This is a genomic window from Streptomyces sp. NBC_00691 (assembly GCF_036226665.1).
Lineage (GTDB): Bacteria > Actinomycetota > Actinomycetes > Streptomycetales > Streptomycetaceae > Streptomyces.
This window is the reverse complement of record NZ_CP109007.1, coordinates 2065481-2082324: the sequence shown is the minus strand read 5'-3', so window position 1 is coordinate 2082324 and position 16844 is coordinate 2065481. Positions and strand designations below refer to the sequence as shown.

Genomic DNA, 16844 nt, shown 5'->3' with positions numbered 1-16844 from the left:
GCTCGTGAAGCTCGATTCGATGTACCAGGACGTCATCCTGGACCACTACAAGCACCCGCACGGGCGCGGTCTTCGGGACGGCGACGCCGAGGTGCACCACGTCAACCCGACGTGCGGCGACGAGATCACGCTCCGCGTGAAGTACGACGGCTCGCGCATCGAGGACGTGTCGTACGAGGGCCAGGGCTGCTCCATCAGCCAGGCCTCGGCGTCCGTGCTCAACGAGCTGCTCGTCGGCAAGGAGCTGGCGGACGCGCAGAAGATCCAGGGCACCTTCCTGGAGCTGATGCAGTCCAAGGGCCAGATCGAGCCCGACGACGCGATGGAGGAGATCCTGGAGGACGCGGTCGCGTTCGCCGGAGTCTCCAAGTACCCGGCCCGTGTGAAGTGCGCGCTGCTCAGCTGGATGGCGTGGAAGGACGCGACCGCCCAGGCCCTGGGCGACGCGGCGGAGAGGAAGTCGGCATGACCGAGAACGCCGAGGCCACGATGAAGCCGGCCTCCGAGGAAGAAGTCCGCGAGGCGCTGTACGACGTCGTCGACCCCGAGCTGGGCATCGACGTCGTCAACCTGGGCCTGATCTACGGCATCCACATCGACGACGCGAACATCGCGACGCTGGACATGACCCTGACGTCGGCGGCCTGCCCGCTGACCGATGTGATCGAGGACCAGGCGAAGTCCGCGACGGACGGGATCGTCAGCGAACTGAAGATCAACTGGGTCTGGATGCCCCCGTGGGGCCCCGACAAGATCACGGACGACGGCCGCGAGCAGCTGCGCGCGCTCGGCTTCAACGTCTGATCGACCCACGCGTCCCAGGATGAACGGCCGTGCCCCTCGGGGCGCGGCCGTTTCTCGTCCTTCCCGGCCGGTCGCGTCCGGCCGCCCACCGGCTAGCCGAGTCCGGCCGCGCGGGCCAGTTCCGGGGCCAGGTTCTCCTTGCGGATGCGCTGGTCCACGTAGAGCAGGGCCGTGACCAGCGGCGGGAAGACGGAGACGATCGCCTGGCTGATCAGCTGGCCGATGATCAACACCGTGAGGATGACGACCATGGAACCCACCACGGCGGCCGAGTCCTCGCCGGAGAAGTCGCTGAACGACAGCGGGGCCGACGCCAGGGCGGACAGGAGCTGCTGAATCAGCATGCCGACGACGGAGGCCATGATCCCGGCGGCGAACAGGCAGCCGAACATCCGCCACCAGTCGCCGCGGACCAGGTGCGCGGAGCGGCGCATCGAGGCCACCGGGCCCTGGCCCTCCATCACGGCGGCCGCCGGGGCCAGGCTGAACTTCACCCAGATCCACACTCCGAACGGCAGGACCGCCACGGCGGCGAGGAGCAACAGCAGGGGGATCGTGAACGAGACGTCGGAGGCCGTCGCTCCGCTGTCCAGGTCCCCGAGGTCGGCGACGAGCGCAGCCACCATCGCGGCGAAGGCGCCGAAGAGGAGGACCATCGGGACCAGCAGCGCCGCGGTGGTCAGGAACACGGTGCCGAGCACGGCCGGCACCCGGGCCCAGGACCGGCGCCAGAGGGCACCGAAGGAGGTGGGCCGGCCGAGCACCGCCTCCTGGACCACGGCGGGGCAGGCCGCCGCCACCAGGGCGCTCGCACCGACGAACACGACCATGGCGACCAGCCAGACGCAGACGAAGGCGATGATCAGCGGGCGGACGTCGTCCCACCGCGGATCCTGCCCCGCGGGCAGGTCGAACACGGCGGGGAAGCCGTCGCCGACGGCCAGGTACGCGACGCCGATCGCCGCACCGACGACCAGCAGGGCGCCGAGGTAGGCGGCCGCACCCACGCCGAGGAGCTGCTTCCAGTAGCGGCCGAAGGTGGCGAAGGCGCCGGTCAGGATCGTGCTGAAGGTGAGCGGCGCCAGGGGTATCACCCCCGGCTTCGGCGGCGGGGGCGGCGGGGCGTAGCCGTAGCCGTAGGGCGGCTGCCCGGGAGGGCCGTAGGGAGGTGGCCCTGGGGGAATCGTCATGCGGGACACCGTATCGGTCGATGATGTGTACGGCCGTACATATGCTGTGTACGCTTGTACGCATGGGATACGGACTGCTCGCGGGCGCCATCGCGGCGGAGATACTCGCCACCACCTCCATGAAGTACAGCGAGGGCTTCACCAGGATCTGGCCGTCGATCGTCACCGGCGTGGGCTACGTGGTGGCCTTCGCGCTCCTGGCGCAGGCGCTCAAGACGCTCCAGGTCGGCACCGCGTACGCCATCTGGGCCGGCGTCGGCACCGCGGCCGTCGCCGCCATCGGCATCCTCTTCCTCGGTGAGACCCTCAGCCTCGCCAAGATCGCGGGGATCGTCCTCATCGTCGCCGGGGTCGTCGTCCTCAATCTCGGCGGCGCTCACTGATGGCCCGCCCCCGCCGCCACGACCCCGACCGGCGCGACCGGATCGTCGACGCGGCCCTCCGGGTCGCCGGGCGCTCCGGGATCGCCGGGCTCAGCCATCGCACCGTGGCCGCCGAGGCCGATGTGCCGCTGGGCTCCACGACGTACCACTTCGCCTCCCTCGACGAACTCCTCGTCGCCGCGCTCCACAAGGCCGACGAGGGCTTCGGACGGCTGCTGCGCGAGCGCCTCGCCCGCACCTCGCCCGACGCCGACCTGGCCGCGGCGCTGGCCCGCCTGATGGGGGAGTGGATGAGCGGCGAACGCGCCCAGGTGGAGCTGGAGTACGAGCTCTATCTCGCCGCCCTGCGGCGCCCCGCGCTCCGGCCGGTCGCCGCCGAATGGGCCGAGACCGTGGTCTCCGCCCTCTCCCTTCGCACCGACCCCGGCACCGCACGCGCCCTGCTCGCCCTCGTGGACGGCATCTGCCTCCAGTCCCTGCTCACCGGAGTGCCGTACGACGAGGAGTACGCGCGCGTGATGCTGGCGCGGGTGCTGCGCCCCGCGTGAGCGCGCGGACGGGAACCGGGCACCTGCCCGTGCCCGGTCCGCACCTGCCCGTGCCCGGTCTGAAGGAAGGACCGAAACGGGCCCTCGCGCGCTCGTCGGAACCGCCTACGCGCTCGACCGACACCTGAGACCGGTTGGCCCGGGCGGGGCCCCGCCGGTTAGGTTTTCCGTCATGACCACTGCTCCTCGCACCACCGGCGCCGTCGCCGCCGGCCTCGCCACCATCGCCGGCGACGGCACCGTTCTCGACACCTGGTACCCCGCCCCCGAGCTGACCGAGGCGGCCGGCCCCGCCGGCACCGAGCGGCTCACCCCCGACGAGGCCGTGAACGCCCTCGGCGAAGGCGCCGCCAAGGCCCTCGGCGTGGACGCCCGCCGGGGCGTCGAGGTGGTCGCCGTCCGGACCGTCATCTCCTCGCTCGACGAGAAGCCGCTCGACGCCCACGACGCCTACCTGCGTCTGCACCTGCTCAGCCACCGTCTGGTCAAGCCGCACGGCCAGAGCCTGGACGGCGTCTTCGGCCTCCTCGCCAACGTCGCCTGGACCTCGCTCGGTCCCGTCGCCGTCGACGACATCGAGAAGGTCCGCCTCAACGCGCGCGCCGAGGGCCTGCACCTCGCCGTCACCGGCATCGACAAGTTCCCGCGGATGACCGACTACGTGGCGCCCGCCGGTGTCCGGATCGCCGACGCCGACCGGGTCCGCCTCGGCGCCCACCTCGCGGCCGGCACCACCGTCATGCACGAGGGCTTCGTCAACTTCAACGCCGGCACCCTCGGCACCTCGATGGTCGAGGGCCGCATCTCCGCGGGTGTCGTCGTCGGCAACGGCTCCGACATCGGCGGCGGCGCCTCCACCATGGGCACCCTGTCGGGCGGCGGCAACGTCGTCATCTCGATCGGTGAGCGCTGCCTCATCGGCGCCGAGGCGGGCGTCGGCATCGCGCTCGGTGACGAGTGCGTCGTCGAGGCCGGTCTCTACGTCACCGCCGGCACCCGGGTCACGATGCCCGACGGCGAGATCGTGAAGGCCCGCGACCTCTCCGGCGCCTCGAACATCCTGTTCCGCCGCAACTCGGTCACCGGCGCCGTCGAGGCCCGTCCGAACAACGCGGTCTGGGGCGGGCTGAACGACATCCTCCACAGCCACAACTGATCCGGTGACTCTGCGTTGACAGAACGCAGAGTCACCGCACGCAGACGAAGGCGAGGAGTCGACATGAGGACGAAGCCCATGGTCGCAGGAGTGCTCACGATGGCAGCGGTCCTGCTGCCGGCCGGGACGGCCGCGGCGGACGAGACGCACACCCACAACGGGCCCACCGTCACCAACGGGCCCAGCCTCTCGCTCCACACGGGTCAGATCGACGACCCGCTGGAGGACGTCCTGGAGCATGCCGCGATCCTCGGCAGGACCTCCACCACCGACTCCGCCTGAAGCAGCGCCTCGTACAGCCCCCGCAGCCCGTCGGCCGTCTCCCGGTCGGCGGGCTGCAGCGGTTCGCGCACCGGGCCGCCGAGCAGCGCCTTGGCGGTCACCGTGCCGGGCAGGCCCGCGGCCATCATCTTCTCGGCGAGCGGCAGCAGCCGGGCGTTGAGCCGGGCCGCCTCCGCCGTGTCTCCCGCGTCGAAGGCGTCGAGGACCGCGCGCAGCTGACGGGGCGCCACGTTGGCCACCGTGCTGACATAGCCGGCGCCGCCGACCGCGTACAGCGGCAGGTTCATCTCCTCGCAGCCCGAGTAGTACGCGAGCGGGGTCTCCGCGATCACCCGGGCCGAGCCCAGCAGGTCGTACGCGCAGTCCTTCACCGCCACGATCCGCGGGTGCTCAGCGAGCCGCCGCATCGTCGCCGGCTCGACGCGGGTGCCCGTCCGGCCGGGGATGTCGTAGACCATCACGGGCAGCCCGGTCGCGTCCGCGACCTTGAGGAAGTGGGCCTCGACGGCCTGCTGCGGCGGGCGGCTGTAGTACGGGGTGACGACGAGCAGTCCGTCCGCCCCCGCCGCCTCGGCCTGGCGGGCCAGCTCGGCCGTGTGCCGGGTGTCCGGGGTCCCGACGCCCGACAGGACCGAGGGGCCCGGTCCGACGGCCTCCCGGACGGCGCGGACGAGCGCGGCCTTCTCGGCGTCGGTGGTGGTCGGCGACTCACCGGTGGTGCCGTTCAGGACCAGACCGTCGCAGCCCTCGCCGACGAGCCGGGCGGCCAGCTTGCCCGCCTCGTCGAGGTCGAGCCCGCCGTCCGCCGCGAACGGTGTGATCATCGCGCAGAGCGCACGGCCGAAGGGGCGTGCCGGGTGGGAGGGGGGAGTGCTCATCCCCGCAGTCTGGGCGGAACGGACGGTGTAGGTCCACTTAGATCTGCTTCGGCCGAAAGGTCACGGTCACTTAAGCATGAGGGCTCTGGCATGATCGACGGGCGCGACAGGGGGACAGCCCGGCGCCGTCCACCTCCAAGCGGACGTCTCCGACGAGACCTGTCGTCAAACGCCCTTCTGCGCCGCGGCGCCTGGCACGCGGCGTCAGAGCGCGAGCTTGAAGCCCTCGTGGCTGCGCGCGTATCCCAGGGAGGCGTAGAAGCGATGGGCGTCCGTCCGCCGCTTGCCACTGGTGAGCTGGACCAGCGCGCAGCCGCGGTCCCGCGCGCGGCCCGCGGCCCGCTCCATCAGCTCCCGGCCGAGGCCGCCGCCGCGCCGGTCGGCCCTGATCCTGACCGCCTCGACCAGGGCGCGCTCGGCTCCGCCCCGGCCCAGCCCCGGGATGTACGTGACCTGGAGGCAGCCCAGGACCAGTTCACCGTCCGTCAGCACGAGCATCTCGTTGCGCGGATCGGCCTCGATGTCCGCGAAGGCCCGCTCGTACGCCTCGGTGACCGTCACCGAGGCGGGGTCCACGACCGTGTCCTCGTCGGCGAGGAGCGCGAGGACGGCGGGAAGCTCCGCCCGGGTCGCGGGACGCAGGGTCAGGTCACGAAGGATCATGGCGCGAAGTCTCGCACGGGAACGGGGGTTGACCTCGACCAAGGTTGAGGGACGACGGTGGAGCGATCCGAGGAACCCCCGAGGAACAGGAGACCTCATGAACGCCGTAGCCCGACCCGACGCCCGCCCCGACCTCCACCGCCCCGGAGTCGGCGCCGTCCTCGTCAGCACCTGGAAGGTCGGCACCCCCGAGCGCCAGCGCGCGGCCGTCGACGCCATCCGCACGGCCTGGGAGAGCAGGGAATGGCCCGACCTCGGGCTGCTCTCGTACAGCGTCTACGCCGGGACCGACGGGGAGACCCTGCTGCACTACTCGCAGTGGACCGAGGAGAAGGCCTACGAGGACTTCGTGCGCACCTACCGCGACGACCGGAACGCCGAGATCGACGCCGCCGTACCCGGCGTCGAGCGGGTGGAACTCCGCCGCTACGCGCCGATCCACCGGTCCGCCGTCCTCGACGCGACGAGCACGGGGGAGCTGCCCGGGGTCGTCGTGATCGTCGAGGCCGACTTCGACCGACCCGACGCGGGGCTTCGGCGGGCCTGGGTGGAGACCGTGTTCACCGCTCTCGACGAGGACGCGGCGCTGCGGCCGGGGACCAGCGCGACCAGCGTCCAGTTCCATCTGTCCACCGACGGCGGCCGGGTCCTGAACTACGCCGAGTGGGAGAGCGGGCGGGCCCACGAGGAGTGGCTGGCCGACGAAGGCCGGCTGAGCCCGGCCTGGGCACGGGTGCACCACCACCCGGGGCTCGTGGGCAGCCGGGTGAAGCGGTACACGCCCGCGCTCAGCCTGAGCGCGGGCGTGTGACACGGCCGGACGGGCCCGGAGCGGTTCGCCGCCGCGGCCGGGCCGTCCGGGCGCACTACGGGTGGAAGCGCACGACCTGGGGGTCGTGGTCGCTGTCCTGGTCGGCGAACTCCGCGTTGATGTGGACGCTGTCGTACTCGAAGTGGCGCACACCGGGGCTCGTCAGGATCTGGTCGAGCACCTGGCTGTTGCCCTGGTAGACGTACGAGTAGCGCTCGCTGCGCGGCAGCGACTTCACGGCGGGGTACAGCGCGCCGCCGTCGGTGAGCGCCTTCGTCGTCCCGGAGAACTCGAAGTCGTTGATGTCACCGACGACGAGGACGTCGGCCTGCTTCTCGACCGCGAGGAGCTGCTTCACGAAGCCGTTGACGGACTGCGCCTGGAGCAGCCGCTTCGCCTCGGAGGAGCGGACCGGCGGCTGGTGGTGCGAGACGATGGACTCGTCGCCGCCCTTCGAGCCGAAGTGGTTGGCGATCACGAAGACCGTACGGCCGCGGAAGACGAACTCGCCCGCGAGCGGCTTGCGGCTGCTCTCCCAGGCGGTGTTCGCCGGGTCGATCCGGCCGGGGGAGACCGTCAGGGCGGCGTGGCCCTTGCGGCCCGTCACGCCGGTGGCGGAGCTCGCGTCGGTGGCCGCGCGGTCCGTGAAGGAGACCCGCTCGGGGTTGAAGAGGAAGACCTGACGGATATTGCCGCCCGGCTCGCCGCCGTCCTTGTTGTTCTCCGGGTCGACCGAGCGCCACTCGTACGCCGGGCCGCCGGCCGCCACGATCGCGTCGGTGAACTTCTTCACCGTCTGGTCGGCGGCGACCGTGCCGTCGTTCTTGGCGCCGTTGTTGTCCTGGATCTCCTCCAGGGCGAGGATGTCGGGCGAGGCGAGGTTGGCGACGACCGCCTTCGCGAGCGCGTCGAACTTCTCCTGCGGGTCGCTCGGGTCGAGGTTCTCCACGTTGTACGTGGCGACGGCCAGCTCGTTCCTGTGCTGCTTGTCCGTGGTCTCGCGCTCCAGGCCGCGGTCGACGACCGTGCCGAGGGTGCGGGCGGTGATCGTGTAGCCGCCGAACTGGTTGAAGTCGAGCGGGCCCTCGGTCGTGCCGGTCAGCCGGTCGCCGACGTTCGCCTTGGGGAAGGGCTGCTGGGCGATCGGGGTCAGCGACTGGATCTGGAGCCGGCCGGTGTTCTGCGACTCGTACGAGCCGTAGACCGTGCCGCCGCGCCGGTTGCGGTTCTCCCAGGGCTTCACCGAGACCCACAGCTCGGAGTACGGGTCGGTGGCGCCGACCACGCGCGAGGAGCCGATCCGGACGTTGGTGCCCTCCAGGGACTCGTAGTAGTCCAGGGCGTACGCGCGGGGCTTCAGAGTCAGGCCGTTGATCGAGCCCCCCGCGGCCGGGTCGCCCTCCGGGGCGTACCCGGCGGGGACCGACCAGGACGAGAGGGTCACCGGGGCCGGGACCGGGTTGCCCTGCGAGACCACGGTGACGACCGGCTTGGAGATCTGGGTCAGCGACTGGTTGCCCGAGGTCAGGCCGCCGGGGACGTACTCGGTGACCGTGCCGTTCAGGCTGACCGCGTCGCCGACGGCGACGGTCGGGACGGAGCTGGTGAAGACGAAGACGCCCTCGCTGGTGGCCGGGTCGGCGTCGCCCTCGGGGTCCTGGATCCAGAAGCCGCGCGAGCCGTAGGTGCGGACGCCGGTGACGATGCCCGTCACGCCGGTGACCTGCTGGCCGACGAGCGGCGAGACGCGCGTGGTGCCCTGGATGTCGTGGATGCGGACACCGGCGGCGTCCTCGGCGGCGGCGTTCGTCGAACCGGCCAGCAGACCCGCGGCGAGGGCGGCGGCGACGACGGCGGAGACCGCGGCGGAGCGCGCGACGGTGCGGCCGGCAGATCTCGGTATGGAGGAAGGCATCAGGGGACTCCGAGGGTGCTTGGAGGAACGGCAGATGAATCTACGCGCGTCAATCTCTTTGCACAGCGCCCAACTTGTCAAGAGTCGACGGGTGTACGAAGGCTGACGGACTCGTGAACCGACGGGCGCCGTCCCGGATGCGTCTACGCTGAGAGCCGCGCTCCGAGCCCGGCTCCGAGCCCCTCTCACCCCTTCACCCACGGACGCGCCGAGGAGACCCCCCAGATGTCAGCGGAGCACCCCACCCTTCCCCCCGTTCGGCTGCGTGCGGACGCGGAGCTGGCGCGGGACGCGCTGGCTGCCCCCCTCCTCGCGAACGCGGTACGGCTCGCCCGCTGGGCCGGCGCCGACACCCGGGTCGACGCGGGCGGCGAGCTTGTCGACGAGCAACTGCCCGAGGCCGTCGAGGTCCTGGGCCTCACCGACGACGAGGACGCCGAGATCTCGGCGGGCGACGCCTGGCGCCTCGCCGTCGACACCGGCCTGGTGAACGTGGAGGACGGCGAGGCGGACGAGGCGGGCGACACCCCCGGACGGGCCTCGGCCGGTGACAACCTCGCGGTCGTCACCGCAGGTTCGCCCCAGGACGTCCTCGCGCTCTGGCTGGACGGCTTCGACGCGGTGTTCGCCGACGCCGTCGCCCCGGTCCTCGACGACCTGGACGCGATCGTCGGCGAGGACGGCGAGATCGACATCGAGTCCCTCGACTGGGACCCCGAGATCGAGGCCGAGTTCCTCGAAGGCGTCCTCGGCAATCTCTACCTCCTCACGGTCAGCGAGGGCGGACCCGGCGAGGGCCCGGTGCCGCTGCCCGCGCTCGCCGCGTCGATGGTCGTCCCCGACGACATGGGCGAACCGACCGACGACGTCCTGGAGCAGGTCTCGGACGCGATGATGCGGCTCGACGAGCAGTTCCGGCTGCTCGAACCGATCGGGCTCGTCGAGTACCAGCCCGTCGACGAGGCGCTGATGGCCGAGGAGGGCGAGGAGCCCGCACCGCCCATCGACGACGAGGACGTCACCCGCTACGGCATGGTCCGGCTCACCGAGCTGGGTCTCTACGGCGTCCGGGCGCGGATGCTGGAGGCCGGTGTGGACGCCCCCGCGGTCGGCGACCTCGCCGACAAGGGCGCCGACGCGCTGCTCGACGGGATCTCCGGCTACCCGGAGCCCGCCGCCCGCGAGGAGACCGCCGCCTGGCTGGCCGGCCGCGACGCGCTCTCCGCCGCCCGCGAGCTGCTGCACGCCGCGCGCGGCTCGGACGCCGGATCTCCGCTGCGCCGCCTCCACTGCCAGCAGACGCTGTCCCTGGTGGGCGCGGAGGCGGAGCCCGCGGTACGGGAGGTCCTGGACGACGCGGAACTCGGCGGCCTCGCACGGGTCTGGCTCGCCGAGCGGGGCGCGACGGACGTGCCCGCGCCCCCGGAGTCGATGATCTTCTGGCTGGCGATCGACACGATCGCGGCCCAGCTCGACGCGGAGGGCGACCTGGAGGAGCTCCAGGAGCTGATCGAGGGGCTCACGGGGCGCCACAACGGCTTCTTCGAGGCGGCCTGGCGGGTGGAGCACCCGGCGACCGCGGACGTCCTGGAGGCGATGGGACGGCTGCACCGCGACAAGGGCGCGGCGAAGGAGGCCCGCAAGGCGGCCTTCAAGGCCAGGTCGCGGTCGGGGGCGTAGCGCCGGAGCGGTGGTCGTGGCGCCGGCGCGGCAGGGCCGGCGGGCAGCCGGCCGCGGGGGACCGCCGGGCGGGGTGCCGGGCGGTCCGCGGTCGGGCCGGCCGGGTGTGGCCTCGGCGGTCACCGGCCGGGCCCGCCCGGCTTGCGTCCGGCGGGTCACCGGCCGGGGCCCGCCCGGCCGTGCGTCCGGTGGTGTTCCCATGGCGTTCAGGCGGTGTTCGCGGCGGCGCGGGAGGGTGGCCCGCGACATCCGGGCCAGCACAGGGAGAACACCACACATGCCCCTCAACCGCAGAGAGTTCACGAAGCAGTCCGCCGTCGCCGGTGCGGGCCTCGCCCTCACCGGTGTCGTCGGGGCTCTCGCCACCGCGCCCGAGGCCCTCGCCTCCGACGACCCGGAGACGTACGGAGCCGGCCACGACCACGGCCATGGGCACGACCACGGTCACGGCCACCGGCTCGGGTACGGAGAGCTCACCGCCGACCCCGAGGGAATGCTCGCCCTGCCCGCGGGCTTCTCGTACCGCGTCATCACCCACAGCGGTGTGACCCGCCTGGAGTCCGGCGAGTTCACGCCCTCCAACCACGACGGCACCGCCGCCTTCGCCGGTCCGCGCGGCACCACGTACCTCGTCAACAACCACGAGCTCAAGGGCACCCGCGACAAGTGGGCCCACCCGGTCCCGCTCACCGAAGGGCTCGTCTACGACCCGGCCGCGGCCGGCGGCTGCACGGTCGTCGAGGTGCACCGCGACGGCACCGTCGCCGAGTGGGTCGGCATCGCCGGCACCTCCACCAACTGCGCGGGCGGCAGCACCGCCTGGGGCACGTGGCTGACGGGCGAGGAGAACTCGGACCGCGCCGGCGTCAACGGCATGACCAAGGACCACGGGTACATCTTCGAGGTCGACCCGCGCGACCGCCGCGCCAACCGCGCCCCGAAGCCGGTCAAGGCCTTCGGCCGGTACGACCACGAGGCCGTCGTCATCGACCCCCGGCGCGGCCACGCCTACCTCACCGAGGACGCCTCCAACCCCAACGGACTGCTCTTCCGCTGGGTCCCGCCGAAGGGCTTCGAGCACGGCCGCGGCAAGCTCCGTACCCTCGCCGACGACGCCGGTGTCCTCCAGGCCGCCAAGTGCGTCGACTCCGGGGGCCGCTTCGTGGACGACCTCTCCCGGGCGACCCGGATCGGCACCGTCTACGGCGTGGACTGGGTCGACGTCCCCGACCGCGACGGCCGTACGGTCTCCGTCCGCAAGCAGTTCACGGACGGCCAGATCACCCGCGCCCGCAAGCTGGAGGGGATGTGGTGGGCCGACGGCGGCACGTACGTCGTCTCCTCCTACGCGCGGGAGGAGAGCCCCGGCGCCGCGCACGACGGCCAGGTCTGGTTCTACGACCCCAAGCGCCGCACCCTCACCCTCAAGGTGCTGCTCGGCGTGAACGCGAACCCGGACGTGGACGGCGCCTACGACGGCCCCGACAACATCACCGTCTCCCCCTACGGCGGGCTCGTCATCGCCGAGGACGGGGAGGGGGTCCAGCACCTCTTCGGCGCCACCGACTCGGGCCGCACCTACCCGATCGCCCGCAACGACCTCAACGGCAGCGAGTTCACCGGTGTGACCTTCTCGCCCGACGGCGAGACACTGTTCGCCAACATCCAGGATCCGGGCATCATGGTGGCGATCACCGGTCCGTGGCGCCGGCAGCCGCGTCGCTGACCCGCACCCGACCTTCACTTCTGACCTCTGGTCAGCTCCATGGACTGACATCTAACATGTCAGTCCATGGACGCATTACGGCCCGTGGGCCGGACCCTGCTGCGTGACCGGGCCTACGAGGCGCTGCGCGAGGCCATCGTGCGCGGTGACCTCGCCCCCGGCGCCCCGCTCAAGGACGCCGACCTCGCCGGCCGGCTGGGGCTCTCGCGCGCACCTGTGCGGGAGGCCCTGGCCCGGCTCGGCGACGAGGGGCTCGTCGAGTCCAAGCCGCAGAGCTACACCCGGGTCACCCGGCCGGTCAGCCGGGTCGTCCGGGACGCCGCCTCGGTGGTCCGGGTGATGCACGAACTCGCCGCGAGGACGGGCGTCCCCCTGCTCGGGCCCGAGGGCATCCGGGCCATGCGCGAGGCCAACGAGCGCTTCGCCGCGGCCGTCCGCGCCTCCGACGTCGAGGCCGCCCTCCAGGCCGACGACGAGCTGCACCAGGTCCTCGTCGTCGCCAGCGGCAACCACGCCGCCGCCGCCACGATCGCGCGCTACACCCCCCTCATCCGCCGGGTCGAGCGGCGCCTCTTCGGCGACGCCGGGAGCTGTGGCTCGGCCGAGCTGCACGCGCGGCTCATCGACGCCTGCGCGGCGGGGGACGCGGCGGAGGCGGTGCGGGTCACCACGGAGATCTGGGCGGCCCTGGAGCAGCTCGCGGACGACGCCATCGAGGTGGCGGAGGTGACGGGAATCCCGGCGCCGACGGCTTCTGCCGTGGCCTCGGCGGCCCCCGTGCCCGCCGAGCCCGCGGCCCCCGCGGCCCCCACGTCCCCCGGGTCTGCGGCGGGGTAGGCCGTCCGTTCCCGGGCCGGTCCCACGTCGGGCCGGGCCCGCCCGCGTCCGGCCCGTGAGCCCTTCCTCGCGTCCGCCCGCGCCCCGTACCCGTCCCCGTGTCCAGGAACGTCGACCCGCAGCCGTCACTCACCGGGAGCCGCTTTGCCGATCACCGACTTCGACCGCTACCCGCTCCTCTTCGGGCCCTCGCCGGTCCATCCCCTCGAACGGCTCACCCACCACCTCGGCGGCGCCACCCTCTGGGCCAAGCGCGAGGACTGCAACTCCGGTGTGGCGTACGGCGGGAACAAGACCCGCAAGCTGGAGTACCTGGTCGCCGACGCCCTCGCCCAGGGCTGCGACACCCTCGTCTCCATCGGCGGCGTCCAGTCCAACCACACCCGTCAGGTCGCCGCCGTCGCTGCCCGCGCCGGGCTGCGCTGCGTCCTCGTCCAGGAGAGCTGGGTCGACTGGCCCGACTCCGTCTACGACAAGGTCGGCAACATCCTGATCAGCCGCCTCGCGGGCGCCGACGTGCGCCTGGTGAAGGCGGGCTTCGGGATCGGCTTCAAGGAGAGCTGGGAGCTGGCCCTGCGGGAGGTCGAGGAGAGCGGCGGGAAGCCGTACGCGATCCCGGCGGGCGCCTCCGACCACCGGCTCGGCGGGCTCGGCTTCGCGAACTGGGCGTACGAGGTGGCGGAGCAGGAGCGCGAACTCGGCGTCCTCTTCGACACGGTGGTCGTCTGCTCGGTGACCGGCTCCACCCAGGCCGGCATGGTCGCGGGCTTCGCCGCGCTCGCCGAGGAGGAGGGTGGTCCGGCCCGCCGGATCATCGGCGTCGACGCCTCCGCGAAGCCGGTCCCGACCCATGAGCAGATCACCCGGATCGCCCGGGACACCGCCGCCCTCATCGGTGTCGAGCGCCCGGTGACGGCGGCCGACGTCGAGCTGGACGAGCGCTACCACGCCGGGGTGTACGGGGTCCCGGACGAGACGACCCTCGACGCGATGAGGCTCGCGGCCCGCACCGAGGGCATGGTCACCGACCCCGTGTACGAGGGGAAGTCGATGGCGGGACTGATCGATCTGGTGGACCGGGGAGAGATCGGCCGGGACTCGACCGTGCTCTACGCCCACCTCGGCGGCCAGCCCGCCCTCAACGCGTACAGCGCCCTGTTCTCGTAGTCGGGGCGCGGACCCGGCCGCTCAGAGTGCCTGGGCGGCCGGCTTCACCATGCCCCGGACGGTCCGCGACTTCACGAACTCGCCCATCGCCGTCATCTCCCACTCGCCGGTGAACTGCTTGATCAGCTTGGCCATCATCACGCCGGTCTGCGGCTCGGCGGTGGTCAGGTCGAAGCGGACCAGCTCCTCGCCCGTCGCCGCGTCGATCAGCCGGCAGTAGGCCTTGGCGACCTCGGTGAACTTCTGGCCGGAGAACGAGTTCACCGTGAAGACCAGACCCGTCGCGTCGGCGGGCAGCCGGCCGAGGTCGACCACGATCACCTCGTCGTCGCCCGCGCCCTCGCCGGTGAGGTTGTCGCCGGAGTGCTTCACCGAGCCGTTGAGGATGGACAGCTTGCCGAAGTAGCAGCTGTCCAGGTGGTTGCGCTGCGGGCCGTACGCGATGACGGAGGCGTCCAGGTCGATGTCCTTGCCCCGGTACGCCGGCTCCCATCCGAGGCCCATCTTGACCTGGGAGAGCAGCGGACGGCCGCCCTTGACCAGGGACACCGTCTGGTTCTTCTGGAGACTGACCCGGCCCTTGTCGAGGTTGATCTTGCCCGAGGAGGCGGGGGCCGGGGGAGCGGACGGCGTGGCGGCCGCGATCCGGGGGTCCACCGGGGCGACGGGTGGCGCCGGCGGCGCGGGGGGTGCCACCGGCGGCGCGACCGGGGCGGGCGGGGCGACGGGGGCGGGCGCGGCCGCGGCCGGGGCGGCGGCGGGCTCGTCGTCCACCGAGACGCCGAAGTCGGTCGCGATGCCCGCCAGGCCGTTCGCATAGCCCTGGCCGACGGCGCGGGCCTTCCACGCCCCGTTGCGCAGATAGATCTCCACGACGACGAGCGCCGTCTCGGAGGCCAGCTGCGGCGGGGTGAAGGTGGCCAGGACGGTGCCGTCGTCCGCGTTGCGGAGGGTGGCGGTGGGCTCGATGCCCTGGAAGGTCTGGCCCGCGGCGTCGGGGCTCGCGGTGACGACGATCCTCTCGATGCCGGCCGGGACGGCGCCGGTGTCCACCAGGATCGCGTCGGGGGCGGCACCGCCGCCGGAGCGGTAGGTGACACCGGGCCCTGAGGGCTGGTTGTAGAAGATGAAGTCGTCGTCCGAGCGCACCTTGCCGTTGGCGCCGAGCAGCAGGCCCGAGACGTCGAGCCGCACCGGGGCGGCGACGTCCACCGCCACGCGCGCGGCGGTGAGAGGGATGTTCGAGCCGGGGGTCATAGCGGTCATGCCTGGGCTAACGAACCGGGCACCTTTGCCGTTCCCTTACCCTCGGCCGGTTCGGCCACCTTGATTACGCGGATGGTTCCTGGCCTGGCGCTCGTTGCCGAAGCGGTACGCGCCCGTCCACCGGGCCATGACGAGCTGGGCGTCGCCCGACCCGACCTCGGCGAGGAACTTCTCGGCGCGGGCGCCGCGCAGCACACCGGCGGCGCGTCCCTGGTGGGTGAGGACCACCGAGCCGTCCCGGCGCTGTTCGTACGTGAATCCATGAGGTCGTGGCATGCCGGGCATCCTGCCGTTCCCGGTCAGATCCGTCATATGAATATTCTTTCGACCCATGGGTGCAGTGGGGGCGGAGGGGCCGGTGGAACCGGCGGGGGCGGGGGGCGCTGTGGGCGCGGTCGACGGCAACTGTTTTCGGACACAGGACGTGGACGAGGCACGCGTGGAGCTCGACGCCCGCTACTACGCGAACCGGATGGACCTCGTCGACCGCGAGCGGCGCCCCTTCGCGGCCCGCTTCGACACGGTCGTGCTCGGCCCGCTGGTCATCGGCGACCTGAGCTGCGGGGCCGATGTGCGGATGAGCTTCGGGGAGCTGGGCGCGTACCACCTGAACGCGCCGCTCAGCGGGCGGATGGAGATGCGCCAGGGCGGCGCCCCGATCGTCGCGACGGATACCGGGGCCCTGCTGCTCGACCCGGCGGGCGACACCTTCCTCGACCGCTGGACCGGTGACTGCCGGACGCTGTCGGTGAAGGTCGGGGCGGCCGAGCTGCGCGACCGTCTGGAGGCGCTGATCGGTCGCCCGCCCCGGGGTCCGCTCGTCTTCGCGCCCGGCCTGGACATCAGCCGCGGTCCCGGTCTGAGCTGGGTGCGCTTCGCCCGACAGGTCGCCGCGGAGGCGCTCGCCGGCGAGGGCCTCGCCCGGCACGAGCTGGTGGCGCGCCCCTTGCAGGAGGCGCTGCTCAACGGGCTGCTGCTCGCCGCCGAGCACCCCTGGCGCGAGGCGCTCGCGCACCCGGGGGAGCCGCGGCGGCCGGCCCCCGTCAAGCGGGTGATGGACGCGGTGCGGGAGCGCCCCGAGTATCCGTTCACGACCACCGAACTGGCCCTCCTGGCCCGGGTGAGCGTGCGCCGTCTCCAGGAGTCGTTCCGCGAGTACGTGGGGATGTCGCCGATGGCGTACGTACGGGAGGTCCGGCTCGACCGGGTCCGTGAGGAGCTGCGGGCGGCCGCGCCGGACGAGGTGGGCGTGAGCGAGGTGGCCTGGCGCTGGGGCTTCGCCCACCAGGGCCGCTTCGCGGCGCGCTACCGGGAGAAGTACGGCGAGTCGCCTTCGGAGACCTTGCGCGGGTGCCGTTGACGCGGCTTCCGGTCCCCCTCGGGCAGGCCGTGCGCCGGTCGCCGTAGGCCCGGCGTGCGCCGGGGCGCATAAGGGGGCGCGTCTTTCGCTGACCGGCGGGCTTCCCTGCATCAACCCACCGCGCATTCCGGACAGAGGTCGCGTTCCGTGGCTCGCGATGATCTTCGTCCGGGCCTAC

Annotated in this window: 18 protein-coding genes; 12 read left to right on the top strand and 6 right to left on the bottom strand. The window is 72.6% G+C overall.

All coding sequences use genetic code 11. The features are described from left to right. Positions 1-4: 4 nt before the first annotated feature. Together sufU and OG392_RS09365 are read left to right on the top strand one after the other, a co-directional pair. The gene (gene sufU, locus OG392_RS09370) at positions 5-469 is read left to right on the top strand and encodes a Fe-S cluster assembly sulfur transfer protein SufU (protein ID WP_030322530.1); all 465 of its coding nucleotides are present in this window, start codon (positions 5-7) and stop codon (positions 467-469) included. Then, positions 466-804, top strand: a complete 339-nt coding sequence (locus OG392_RS09365) for a metal-sulfur cluster assembly factor (protein ID WP_073917183.1) — start codon at positions 466-468, stop codon at positions 802-804. The genes sufU and OG392_RS09365 overlap by 4 nt, the downstream gene beginning before the upstream one ends. Positions 805-896: 92 nt before the next feature. On the opposite strand, the gene OG392_RS09360 is transcribed toward OG392_RS09365, so the two are convergent. Beyond that, positions 897-1994, bottom strand: coding sequence for an oxidoreductase (locus OG392_RS09360; RefSeq protein WP_329277508.1), 1098 nt, complete (start codon positions 1992-1994; stop codon positions 897-899). Positions 1995-2056: 62 nt separating this feature from the next. On the opposite strand from OG392_RS09360, the gene OG392_RS09355 reads away from it, so the two are divergent. The 4 genes from OG392_RS09355 to OG392_RS09340 all read left to right on the top strand — a co-directional run bounded on the left by OG392_RS09355 (position 2057) and on the right by OG392_RS09340 (position 4363). Continuing rightward, a complete protein-coding gene (locus tag OG392_RS09355) occupies positions 2057-2377 on the top strand; it encodes a DMT family transporter (protein WP_329277507.1) in 321 nt (106 codons plus the stop codon). Beyond that, the gene (locus OG392_RS09350) at positions 2377-2925 is read left to right on the top strand and encodes a TetR/AcrR family transcriptional regulator (protein ID WP_329277506.1); all 549 of its coding nucleotides are present in this window, start codon (positions 2377-2379) and stop codon (positions 2923-2925) included. Before OG392_RS09355 ends, OG392_RS09350 begins: the two co-directional genes overlap by 1 nt. Before the next feature lie 172 nt (positions 2926-3097). Then, positions 3098-4081: a 2,3,4,5-tetrahydropyridine-2,6-dicarboxylate N-succinyltransferase gene (dapD, locus tag OG392_RS09345; protein WP_329277504.1), complete on the top strand. Its 984-nt coding sequence runs from the start codon at positions 3098-3100 to the stop codon at positions 4079-4081. Between the two features lie 63 nt (positions 4082-4144). Further along, the gene (locus OG392_RS09340) at positions 4145-4363 is read left to right on the top strand and encodes a hypothetical protein (protein ID WP_329277502.1); all 219 of its coding nucleotides are present in this window, start codon (positions 4145-4147) and stop codon (positions 4361-4363) included. Here OG392_RS09340 and dapA read toward each other — a convergent pair. Continuing rightward, entirely contained in the window at positions 4285-5241 is a 957-nt protein-coding gene (gene dapA, locus OG392_RS09335; RefSeq protein WP_329277501.1) for a 4-hydroxy-tetrahydrodipicolinate synthase, read from the bottom strand. The two genes, OG392_RS09340 and dapA, sit on opposite strands and share 79 nt — an antisense overlap. A gap of 204 nt (positions 5242-5445) precedes the next feature. Continuing rightward, entirely contained in the window at positions 5446-5904 is a 459-nt protein-coding gene (locus OG392_RS09330; RefSeq protein ID WP_329277499.1) for a GNAT family N-acetyltransferase, read from the bottom strand. 97 nt (positions 5905-6001) lie between these two features. Between OG392_RS09330 and OG392_RS09325 the strand changes: the two genes are divergently transcribed. Next, the gene (locus OG392_RS09325; RefSeq protein ID WP_329277496.1) at positions 6002-6715 is read left to right on the top strand and encodes an antibiotic biosynthesis monooxygenase; all 714 of its coding nucleotides are present in this window, start codon (positions 6002-6004) and stop codon (positions 6713-6715) included. A gap of 55 nt (positions 6716-6770) precedes the next feature. Here OG392_RS09325 and OG392_RS09320 read toward each other — a convergent pair whose 3' ends face one another. Continuing rightward, positions 6771-8630: an endonuclease/exonuclease/phosphatase family protein gene (locus OG392_RS09320; protein WP_329277494.1), complete on the bottom strand. Its 1860-nt coding sequence runs from the start codon at positions 8628-8630 to the stop codon at positions 6771-6773. 225 nt (positions 8631-8855) lie between these two features. On the opposite strand from OG392_RS09320, the gene OG392_RS09315 reads away from it, so the two are divergent. The 4 genes from OG392_RS09315 to OG392_RS09300 all read left to right on the top strand — a co-directional run bounded on the left by OG392_RS09315 (position 8856) and on the right by OG392_RS09300 (position 14040). After that, positions 8856-10310, top strand: a complete 1455-nt coding sequence (locus OG392_RS09315; protein ID WP_329277492.1) for a hypothetical protein — start codon at positions 8856-8858, stop codon at positions 10308-10310. 277 nt (positions 10311-10587) lie between these two features. Further along, positions 10588-12036, top strand: a complete 1449-nt coding sequence (locus OG392_RS09310; protein WP_329277491.1) for an alkaline phosphatase PhoX — start codon at positions 10588-10590, stop codon at positions 12034-12036. Positions 12037-12102: 66 nt separating this feature from the next. Then, on the top strand, positions 12103-12873 hold the full coding sequence (locus OG392_RS09305; RefSeq protein ID WP_329277489.1) for a GntR family transcriptional regulator: 771 nt from the start codon (positions 12103-12105) through the stop codon (positions 12871-12873). Positions 12874-13017: 144 nt separating this feature from the next. Continuing rightward, a complete protein-coding gene (locus tag OG392_RS09300; protein ID WP_329277487.1) occupies positions 13018-14040 on the top strand; it encodes a 1-aminocyclopropane-1-carboxylate deaminase in 1023 nt (340 codons plus the stop codon). 21 nt (positions 14041-14061) lie between these two features. Here the strand turns inward: OG392_RS09300 and OG392_RS09295 are convergent, their stop codons facing one another. Next, positions 14062-15306: a TerD family protein gene (locus OG392_RS09295; protein ID WP_329277485.1), complete on the bottom strand. Its 1245-nt coding sequence runs from the start codon at positions 15304-15306 to the stop codon at positions 14062-14064. A 36-nt stretch (positions 15307-15342) separates the two neighbouring features. Beyond that, complete coding sequence (locus OG392_RS09290; RefSeq protein ID WP_329277483.1) at positions 15343-15582, bottom strand: hypothetical protein; 240 nt, start codon at positions 15580-15582, stop codon at positions 15343-15345. A 148-nt stretch (positions 15583-15730) separates the two neighbouring features. Between OG392_RS09290 and OG392_RS09285 the strand changes: the two genes are divergently transcribed. Next, positions 15731-16666 carry an AraC family transcriptional regulator gene (locus OG392_RS09285; protein WP_329277481.1) on the top strand — a complete coding sequence of 312 codons (936 nt, stop codon included), beginning with the start codon at positions 15731-15733 and terminating at the stop codon, positions 16664-16666. The last annotated feature ends 178 nt before the right edge of the window (positions 16667-16844 follow it).

What these genes read in the sequence shown, in the direction of transcription:
- OG392_RS09360 (WP_329277508.1), bottom strand. Translation starts at nt 1,994, where the DNA reads ATGACGATTCCCCCAGGGCCACCTCCCTACGGCCCTCCCGGGCAGCCG.
- OG392_RS09350 (WP_329277506.1), top strand. Translation starts at nt 2,377, where the DNA reads ATGGCCCGCCCCCGCCGCCACGACCCCGACCGGCGCGACCGGATCGTC.
- OG392_RS09295 (WP_329277485.1), bottom strand. Translation starts at nt 15,306, where the DNA reads ATGACCGCTATGACCCCCGGCTCGAACATCCCTCTCACCGCCGCGCGC.
- OG392_RS09315 (WP_329277492.1), top strand. Translation starts at nt 8,856, where the DNA reads ATGTCAGCGGAGCACCCCACCCTTCCCCCCGTTCGGCTGCGTGCGGAC.
- OG392_RS09290 (WP_329277483.1), bottom strand. Translation starts at nt 15,582, where the DNA reads ATGCCACGACCTCATGGATTCACGTACGAACAGCGCCGGGACGGCTCG.
- OG392_RS09325 (WP_329277496.1), top strand. Translation starts at nt 6,002, where the DNA reads ATGAACGCCGTAGCCCGACCCGACGCCCGCCCCGACCTCCACCGCCCC.
- OG392_RS09355 (WP_329277507.1), top strand. Translation starts at nt 2,057, where the DNA reads ATGGGATACGGACTGCTCGCGGGCGCCATCGCGGCGGAGATACTCGCC.
- OG392_RS09330 (WP_329277499.1), bottom strand. Translation starts at nt 5,904, where the DNA reads ATGATCCTTCGTGACCTGACCCTGCGTCCCGCGACCCGGGCGGAGCTT.
- dapD (WP_329277504.1), top strand. Translation starts at nt 3,098, where the DNA reads ATGACCACTGCTCCTCGCACCACCGGCGCCGTCGCCGCCGGCCTCGCC.
- OG392_RS09310 (WP_329277491.1), top strand. Translation starts at nt 10,588, where the DNA reads ATGCCCCTCAACCGCAGAGAGTTCACGAAGCAGTCCGCCGTCGCCGGT.
- OG392_RS09340 (WP_329277502.1), top strand. Translation starts at nt 4,145, where the DNA reads ATGAGGACGAAGCCCATGGTCGCAGGAGTGCTCACGATGGCAGCGGTC.
- dapA (WP_329277501.1), bottom strand. Translation starts at nt 5,241, where the DNA reads ATGAGCACTCCCCCCTCCCACCCGGCACGCCCCTTCGGCCGTGCGCTC.
- OG392_RS09305 (WP_329277489.1), top strand. Translation starts at nt 12,103, where the DNA reads ATGGACGCATTACGGCCCGTGGGCCGGACCCTGCTGCGTGACCGGGCC.
- OG392_RS09320 (WP_329277494.1), bottom strand. Translation starts at nt 8,630, where the DNA reads ATGCCTTCCTCCATACCGAGATCTGCCGGCCGCACCGTCGCGCGCTCC.
- OG392_RS09365 (WP_073917183.1), top strand. Translation starts at nt 466, where the DNA reads ATGACCGAGAACGCCGAGGCCACGATGAAGCCGGCCTCCGAGGAAGAA.